This window comes from Roseomonas rosulenta (assembly GCF_016106005.1).
Taxonomy (GTDB): domain Bacteria; phylum Pseudomonadota; class Alphaproteobacteria; order Acetobacterales; family Acetobacteraceae; genus Neoroseomonas; species Neoroseomonas rosulenta.
On record NZ_JACADR010000196.1, the window covers coordinates 1 to 8412 of the forward strand.

Genomic DNA, 8412 nt, shown 5'->3' on the forward strand with positions numbered 1-8412 from the left:
CGGGCGGAGGCCGGGGCGGCGGCGAGCGCGGCGGCGGCGAGGGCGGTGCGGCGGGTCATTCGGGGCATGGGCATGGAGATGGGGCCGCACTGCGGCGGGGGGAAGCATCCTTACGGAAGGGTATTGTGGCGGGCGGGGGTGGGGCAGGGCGGGGACGCTCAGCCCTGATGGGCCGCGCCCGCCGCTTGAGGGTCAAACAAATCATCGGATCGCGCCGCGCGCGATCCGGGAGCGCACGGCGCGACCGCGCCCAGCCCGTCAGCCGCGCTCGGTGGAACAGTGCGGGGCGCGAAGTCAAGCCGGCCCGATGGCCGGCGCCCGCCGTCCTAGGGCAAAGAAGGACCCGCTCAGAACCCCAGCCACTCGAAGAAGCTGCGCCGGCGCGGCTGCACCACCGGCGTCTCGCCGATATTGCCCTCGCGCCCGAGCGCCGCGTTCTCGCGCAGCCGCTGCGCCTCGCGCTGCGGATCCACGGGCGTGCCGGGTGGCGGCGGGTCGCGCCAGAAGATCAGGCGGTCGGTCAGCGCGCGGTTGGGCTGGTCGAGGCGCAGGCTCTCCTCGTCCACCCGGCGGCGGATGTCGTCGGGCGCATCGGGGCCGGCGCGCTGCAGCAGCGCCGTCTCGCCCACCGTGCTGCGCTGGTTAGGCGCGCGCCGGGGGTCGTCCAGCGACAGGCCCGGCACCAGCAGCGCCTCGGCCTGGTTGCGCGCGCTGCGTTCCTGCGGCCGCGGCGCGCCCGGGCGCGGCGAGGGCAGGGTGGTCATGTCCGGCGGCATGGAGAGCGGCGCGCGGGTGGTGACCTGGAATTCATCGGGGGCGTCGCGCACCAGGCCCAGCGTGCGTGCGGTGTTCGACCCGCAGCCGGCAAGCGCGATCGCCGCGGCGGCGACCAGGACAGGGGTGTGGCGCATCCTCATGGCCCCTCCTTAGGCCCGGCTTTCGGCCGGAACAAGGCATCCGCGACCAGCGCGACCACGCCGCAGACGATGGCGGCATCCGCCACGTTGAAGACATACCAGTGCCAGCCCCAGGCGTGGGCGTCCACGAAATCCACCACGGCGCCGAAACGGACGCGGTCGATCACGTTGCCGATCGCCCCGCCCACCACGGCGCCGAGCGCGACGGCGGTGAGGCGATTCTCGGCCCGCGCCATCCAGCGCAGCAGGAAGCCGGCGATCGCGGCGGCCAGCAGCGCGAGGATGATGTGGTTCCAGGCGCCCTCGCCCGAGAGCAGCCCGAAGGTCACGCCGCGGTTCCACACCATGGTCAGGTCCAGGCCGAAGGGGCCGGCCTCCAGCAGCGGGATCTGGCCGACCTCGGGCAGGCGCGCGACCTCGAGGATCCACCACTTGCTGGCCTGGTCGGCGACCAGGATGCCGGTGGCGATGGGCAGGCCGAGGCGCAGGCTCATGCAGTCCTTCCGGAGGCGAGGGCATAGGCGGCCGCGGCACCGAACAGCAGCAGCGCCCCGCCGATGATGGCGACATCGGCCAGGTTGAACACGAGGCGCACCTGCGCCCCGGTATGCACGACCAGATAGTCCACCACGGCGCCCACACGCACCCGGTCCACCAGGTTCGACAGCGCGCCGCCCACCACGGCCCCGCGCGCGAGGTTCAGCACGATGCGGCGGGACCGGATCATGCGCACCAGCACGACCGAGGCGATGGTCGCGGCCAGCACGATGACCAGCAGGCGGCGGTCGGCATCCGGCAGGACCATGCCGAAGACGATGCCCGGATTGTAGACCAGCGTGGCGCCGAGCCCGAGGCCGCCGAAATCCGTGAGCGGCGCATAGCCATTCTCGGCCATGCCGCCGAGCCGCGCCCAGGCCTTGAGCGCCTGGTCAAGGGCGAGGGTGGCGGTGGCGACCGAAAGGCCGGCGGGGAGGCTCATGCGCGCCGGGCGAGGCGGCGGGGCGGGGATGCGCGGTGCTTGCGCCAAACGGGGGCGCTGCCGCCGCACCCCCGCCGGGGCGACAGTGTCACCCCGGACCCCGCCGTCATGTGAGGGACTCCACGGCGTCCTCGCAGCGCAGGCACAGGGTGGGGTGCTTCGCGGAGGCGCCGACCTCGGGCAGCACACGCCAGCAGCGGGCGCATTTGGCGCCGGGGGCGGCGTGGAAGACGGCCTTCGGACCCTGCGCCTCGGCGTCCGTGTCGCGCAGCGTGAAGCCGGACACGATGCACACCTCGGCCCAGAGTTCGGGCGTCAGCAGCGCCTGGTCCTCGCGCGGCGCGAACAGCGTCGGGGCGGCCTGCAGGCTCGACCCGATCGTGCCGGCGGCACGCGCCTTCTCGAGCTCCGCCGTCACCACCCCGCGCAGTTCCCGCACCCGCGCCCACTTCGCCGCCAGCGCCTCGTCCTTCCAGCCCTCCGGCACGAAGACGAAGTCGAGCAGGTGCACGCTGCCGTCCTCCTCCGGGAAGCGCGCCAGCCAGGCTTCCTCGGCGGTGAAGACCAGCACCGGCGCCAGCCACTTGCACAGGCAGCGATGCAGCACGTCCAGGACGGTGCGCGCGGCACGCCGGCGCGGGCTGTCGGCGCGGTCGCAGTAGAGCGCATCCTTGCGGATGTCGAAGTAGAAGGCCGAGAGGTCCGTGGCACAGAAGGCGTGGATCTCGGGGTACACGCCCGACCAGTCATGCGTCGCCACCGCCTGGCGCACCCGCGCGTCGATCTCGGTCAGGCGATGCAGCACCCAGCGCTCGAGCTCCGGCAGCTCGGCATAGGGCAGTGTCTCGGTATCGGTGAACCCGTCCAGGCTGCCGAGCAGCCAGCGCAGCGTGTTGCGGATGCGCCGATAGAGTTCCGCCTGCTGCTTCAGGATCTCGGGCCCGATGCGCAGGTCGAGCGCGGTGTCGGAATTCATCACCCACAGGCGCAGGATGTCCGCGCCGTACTGCTTCATCACGTCCTGGGGCGCGGTCACGTTCCCCAGTGATTTCGACATCTTGCGGCCCTGCTCGTCGAGCACGAAGCCATGCGTCAGCACCGCCTTGAAGGGTGCCACGCCATTGGTGCCGACGGATTCGAGCAGCGAGGAATGGAACCAGCCGCGATGCTGGTCCGACCCTTCCAGGTAAAGGTCGGCCGGGAAGGGCAGCCCGCGCGGCGGCAGCACGAAGGCATGCGTGCTCCCGCTCTCGAACCACACGTCCACGATGTCCATGACCTGCTCGTACAGCGCCGGGTCGCGGTCGGGGCCGAGGAAGCGCGCGGCGGCGCCGGGCTTGTACCAGGCATCGGCGCCCTCGGTGCGGAAGGCCTCGACCACGCGCTCGATGATGGCGGGGTCGCGCAGCGGTTCGCCCGACTGCTTGGACACGAAGACCGGGATCGGCACGCCCCAGGCGCGCTGGCGGCTGATGCACCAGTCCGGCCTGGCGGCGATCATGGAATCGAGCCGGTTGCGCCCGGCCTCCGGCACGAAATGCGTCTTCGCGATGGCGTCGCGCGCCTTGGCGCGGATGGCGTTGCCGTCATCCATCGCGATGAACCATTGCGGCGTGGCGCGGAAGATCACCGGCTTCTTGGACCGCCAGGAATGCGGGTAGGAATGCGTGAGCTTCCCCGTCGCCGCCAGCGTGCCGGCGGCGCGCATCGCCTCGTAGACCGCCGTATGCGCCTTGAACACATGCAGGCCGGTGAAGCCCGGCGCGTGATGCGTGAAGGTGCCGTCGTCGTTGACGGTCTCGGGGATCGGCAGGCCGAATTGCCGGCCGAGATTGAAGTCGTCCTCACCATGGCCGGGCGCGATGTGCACGAAGCCGGTGCCGGCCTCGGTGGTGACGAAATCGCCCGGCAGCAGCGGCACGTCGAAGTCGTAGCCCGCGCCGCGCAGCGGATGGGCGGCGATGGCGCCTTCGAGTTCGGCGCCCTTCAGCACGCGCTTGATGGAATGCGCGCCGACGCCCGCCTCCTTCTCGAAGCCGGGCAGCAGCGGCAGCGCGACCAGCAGCCGGTCGCCCACCTTCAGCAGCGACCCCTCGGCCACACCCTCCACATGCAGGAGCGCGTAGTCGATCTCGGGGCCATAGGCGACGGCGCGGTTGCCCGGGATCGTCCAGGGCGTGGTGGTCCAGATCACCACATCGGCACCGACCAGGTCCTCCGCCGCCGCCTTCAGCAGGCGGAACTTCGCGTGCAGCGTCGGGCTGACATGGTCGTGGTATTCGATCTCGGCCTCGGCCAGCGCGGTCTTCTCGACCGGGCTCCACATCACCGGCCGCAGGCCGCGATAGAGCGACCCGTTCAGCAGGAACTTGCCGATCTCCCCGGCGATCATCGCCTCGGAGTCGAAATCCATCGTCGCGTAGCGGTCGGCCCAGTCGCCGGCCACACCCAGGCGCTGGAACTCCTCGGACTGCACGCCCAGCCAGTGCTGCGCATAGGCGCGGCACTCGGCGCGGAAATCCAGCACCGGCACCGCATCCTTGTCCTTGCCCTTCGCCCGGTATTCCTCCTCGACCTTCCATTCGATCGGCAGGCCGTGGCAGTCCCAGCCGGGCACGTAGTTCGCGTCGTGTCCCGCCATCTGCGACGCGCGGTTGATCACGTCCTTCAGGATCTTGTTGAGCGCGTGCCCGATATGGAGGTTGCCGTTCGCATAGGGCGGGCCGTCATGCAGCACGAAGCTCTCGCGCCCCTTGGACTGTTCCCGCAGGCGCTGCCACAGGCCAAGCCGCGCCCAGCGTTCCAGCATGGCGGGCTCGCGCTTCGGCAGGTCCCCCTTCATCGGGAAGGAGGTTTTCGGCAGGAAGACGGTGCCGCGGTAGTCGCGGCCCTCGGTCGGGCTGTCGTTCATCGGTGCCTGTCTCGGTCCGCCGGCCGCGGGGGGTTCCGGGGCCTGGCGGCGGGTCGTGGGGAATGCGCGCGGTCTGACCCGGCCCTCAGCGGAGGACCGGGAACCTAATTCGCGCGTGGATGTCCCAGGCCATGCGGGTTTATGGGGAGCGCCGGCGCGGGGCGTCAAGCGCCGCGGCCCTGCCCCGCCCCGCCCCGCCTGGCGCGCGGGCCAGGCAGCGCTCGGGAAAGCCGGCAGCCGCCCGATCCGGGACCTGCGGCGATCGGTGGGCCTAGCCGGCAAGCAGGCCAGTGGCCGGGTTCGGAATGCGGCATGGGTCGGGTTCGAGGGCGATCCCTCAACGACGCCCGGGCAGCGAGGCCATCGGCCCGCCCGTCGTGCCGAGCAGTGCCGCCAGGCAAGCCGCTTCGTCCGCGCGCGCCGCGCGTCCGGCCAGCGCGGCACAGAGATGCGGCACGCGGTCCTGCCAGTGTTCGGCAGCCGGTGGCATCCTGCCGGCCCGGAAATCCCAGCCGCCCACGCCATCCTCCGCCGCGGCCGCCGCGGCGCGCGGCCCGTCGGCACCGAGGGCCTGCGCGGCCACCGCCTCCTCCGTGGTGCGCAGCGCCGCCCCGGCGTCCTCGCCGAGGCCGATCACGATGACGATGCCTGCGCCGGCCTCGAGGCTCAGCGCGCGGAGCGCACCGAACGCCTCCTCCACCCGGCCGGCGCGCGCGACCGTGCAGCCCTCGGCGCCGCGGGAGGGAAACTCCAACACCGCCACCTGCTGTGCGAGCAGCGCGGCGACGACCGGGCGCGCCGGCGCCGCATCCTGGCCGCGCAGCAGCACCGCCGCGGCGTCGCCAGGCATCCAGTCCCGCGGCGCATCGAGCACAAGCAGGCGGGCACAGGGGATCGGCGTCGTTCCGGTCGGCCTCACCCACATCAGCGAAAGGTCGCCGAAGCTGCCGGTGCCTTGGCCGAGCGCGGACGGCGGGCCGATCGCGACCCATGCAAAGAAGCTCAGCGCGGCTTGCAGCCGCCGTATCGCCGGGAGGCACCGCATGCGGCTTCACACCTTGGCGAATGTGACCGGAATTGTACCGCCCAGGCGAGCGGGAAGGATATCGAATTCGATACCGCGGCCCCGGACACGGAGGTCACGACCGACGTCAACGGCGCGCCGCGCATGCCCTTTCCGGGCGTGGAACTGCGCCATGCCGGGTCGAACACGGCCGGATCGCCGCGCCGCGAGTTCATCATCCGCAATGATGGAACCCCCCGCCCGGCAGCGGCGCGAACTCGATGATCCCGAGCACCGCGAACCCGTCCGCCCCCCGCGGCGCGATCACCAGCGCCCCGCCCTCCGGAAAGGCCCGCCCGCCGACGGCATCGCCCGCCACCATGATGGCCGGCGTGCGGTGCCCCACCAGCACGCGGTTCGTCCCCGGCGCGACCGGCGCCGAGAATAGCCGCCGGTGCTCCGCCAGCACCCAATCGAGACGCGCGCCGGAGAAATCATCCGCCAGAAGACTCTCCGTCACCACAACCCGCGCGGCGCCGAAGGCGGCCTCCGCGGTGTCGCGCGCGCGGTAGACCGGCCCGGCCAGCACCGGCGTCTCCACCGGGATGCGCAGTTCGGCCAGGCGCGCCCCGATCCGCGCCGATTGCGCGCGCCCGGCGGGCGAGATGTTGCGCTGCCCCGCCCGGTCGCCCACGCGGTAGGTGATGTCGCAATTCTCGCCGCGCGTGTCGGCGTGGCGGAAGAACAGCACGTGTCCGCCGCCGCGCAGCGCCGGCACCAGCGCGGCACCCTCGGCGCCGTCGGCGGCCACGGGGCGCAGCCGCTCGGCCTGCGCCGCGGCCGGCAGGGTCACGAGGGCGAGGATGCCACGACGGCGCCACATGGCGCTGTTGTGGTGCAACCTGCGCGTGCTGCCAAGGCTGTGGCAGTGTCGCACCTGCCGTCCTCGCCGCCGGGAACCACCATGCCGAGCCCCGCCATCGACGCTGCCTGGTCCACGCTTCTCGCACTCGGCCGTCGGCCGAGTGCGCGCGCCATCCGTCCGCTGTTCGCCGCCGACCCCGACCGCGCGGCGCGCTTCACCCATCGCGCCGGCGACATGCTGCTCGACCTGTCGCGCACGTCGATCTCGGACGAGGTGCTCGACGCGCTGCTGGACCTGGCGCGGGCGACGGATGTCCCGGGCTTCCGCGACCGCATGCTGGCCGGTGCGGTGGTCAACCCGACCGAGCGCCGGGCCGCGATGCACGCCGCCCAGCGCGGCGGCGCCGAGCCTTCCGTGCAGGCGGCGCTGGCGCGCATGGCGGCCTTCGTCGCCGGCGTCCATGGCGGGGCGATGCGCGGCGCGACGGGGGAGCGCTTCACCGACGTGCTGAACATCGGCATCGGCGGGTCGGACCTCGGGCCCGCGATGGTGGCGCGCGCACTCTGGACGCCCCGCGCGCCGATGCGCGCGCACTACCTCGCGAATGTCGATGCCCATGCCTGGCAGGAACTGCGCGCCAGGCTCGACCCCTCGCGCACGCTGGTGCTGGTGGCGTCCAAGACCTTCACCACGCAGGAGACCATGGCGAACGCCGCGCTGGTGCGCGCCTGGCTGGTCGCGGCACTTGGCGAGGGCGGCACCGCGCACCTCGCCGCGCTGTCCACCAACCTGCCGGCGGCGGCGGAATTCGGCATCCCGGCGGAGCGCGTCTTCGGCTTCGCCGACACGGTGGGCGGGCGCTTCAGCCTCTGGAGCGCGATCGGCCTGTCGCTGGCGCTGGCCCTCGGCTGGCCGGCCTTCGAGAGCCTGCTCGCCGGTGCCCGTGGCATGGATGACCACTTCGCCGCCGCTCCGCTGCCCGCCAACCTGCCCCTGCTCTTGGCGCTGGCCGAGGTCTGGCACGTCGATGTCCTGGGCTACCCGGCGCGTGCCGTGCTGCCCTATGACGAACGGCTCTCGCGCTTCCCGGCGCATCTGCAGCAGCTGGAGATGGAGAGCCTCGGCAAGGCCGTCGGCCTCGATGGCGCGGCCGTGGCCCGCGCGACCGGGCCGGTGGTGTTCGGCGAGCCGGGTACCAATGCGCAGCATTCCTTCATGCAGCTGATCCACCAGGGCCCCACGCCGGTGCCGGTGGACTTCATCCTGGTGGCGAATCCCGACCATCCCTTCGCCGACAGCCACCGCAAGCTGCTGGCCAATGGCTTGGCGCAGGCCGAGGCGCTGCTGGTCGGCCGATCACTCGATGAGGTGCGCGCCGAGATGCAGGCCGCCGGCGCCGAGCCTGCGCGCATCGCCACCATCGCGCCGCACCGGGTCTTCACCGGCGACCGGCCGAGCAACGTGATCCTGCTGCCGGGGCTTGACGCCGCGACGCTCGGGCAGCTTGTCGCGCTGTACGAGCACAAGGTGGCGTGCCTCGGCGCGATCTGGGGCATCAACCCCTTCGATCAGTGGGGGGTGGAGCTGGGCAAGGTTGTGGCGGCCAGCACGCTGGCGGCACTGGAAGGCCGGCCCGCCGCGCTGCACGCCGCGACCGCGCGGCTGGTGGCGGAGATCGATCGGCTGCAGGCGGCGCGCGGCGGCTGACCCGCGCGCGCCGCCGCGGCGCATCGGGGC

7 protein-coding genes are annotated in these 8412 nt (G+C 72.6%); 1 reads left to right on the plus strand and 6 read right to left on the minus strand.

The features are described 5' to 3' along the window. Positions 1-347: 347 nt before the first annotated feature. The 6 genes from HW578_RS19050 to HW578_RS19075 all read right to left on the minus strand — a co-directional run bounded on the left by HW578_RS19050 (position 348) and on the right by HW578_RS19075 (position 6693). Entirely contained in the window at positions 348-917 is a 570-nt protein-coding gene (locus tag HW578_RS19050; protein WP_198372294.1) for a DUF3035 domain-containing protein, read from the minus strand. Next, positions 914-1411, minus strand: a complete 498-nt coding sequence (lspA, locus tag HW578_RS19055; protein ID WP_198372295.1) for a signal peptidase II — start codon at positions 1409-1411, stop codon at positions 914-916. Before lspA ends, HW578_RS19050 begins: the two co-directional genes overlap by 4 nt. Continuing rightward, on the minus strand, positions 1408-1896 hold the full coding sequence (locus HW578_RS19060) for a signal peptidase II (RefSeq protein WP_198372296.1): 489 nt from the start codon (positions 1894-1896) through the stop codon (positions 1408-1410). The genes lspA and HW578_RS19060 overlap by 4 nt, the downstream gene beginning before the upstream one ends. Before the next feature lie 106 nt (positions 1897-2002). Next, a complete protein-coding gene (gene ileS, locus HW578_RS19065; RefSeq protein WP_198372297.1) occupies positions 2003-4807 on the minus strand; it encodes an isoleucine--tRNA ligase in 2805 nt (934 codons plus the stop codon). A 337-nt stretch (positions 4808-5144) separates the two neighbouring features. Then, positions 5145-5852: a hypothetical protein gene (locus tag HW578_RS19070; RefSeq protein ID WP_198372298.1), complete on the minus strand. Its 708-nt coding sequence runs from the start codon at positions 5850-5852 to the stop codon at positions 5145-5147. Positions 5853-6045: 193 nt separating this feature from the next. Further along, a complete protein-coding gene (locus HW578_RS19075; RefSeq protein WP_198372299.1) occupies positions 6046-6693 on the minus strand; it encodes a histidine phosphatase family protein in 648 nt (215 codons plus the stop codon). A gap of 81 nt (positions 6694-6774) precedes the next feature. Between HW578_RS19075 and pgi the strand changes: the two genes are divergently transcribed. Then, positions 6775-8382 carry a glucose-6-phosphate isomerase gene (pgi, locus tag HW578_RS19080; RefSeq protein WP_198372300.1) on the plus strand — a complete coding sequence of 536 codons (1608 nt, stop codon included), beginning with the start codon at positions 6775-6777 and terminating at the stop codon, positions 8380-8382. Positions 8383-8412 lie beyond the last annotated feature (30 nt).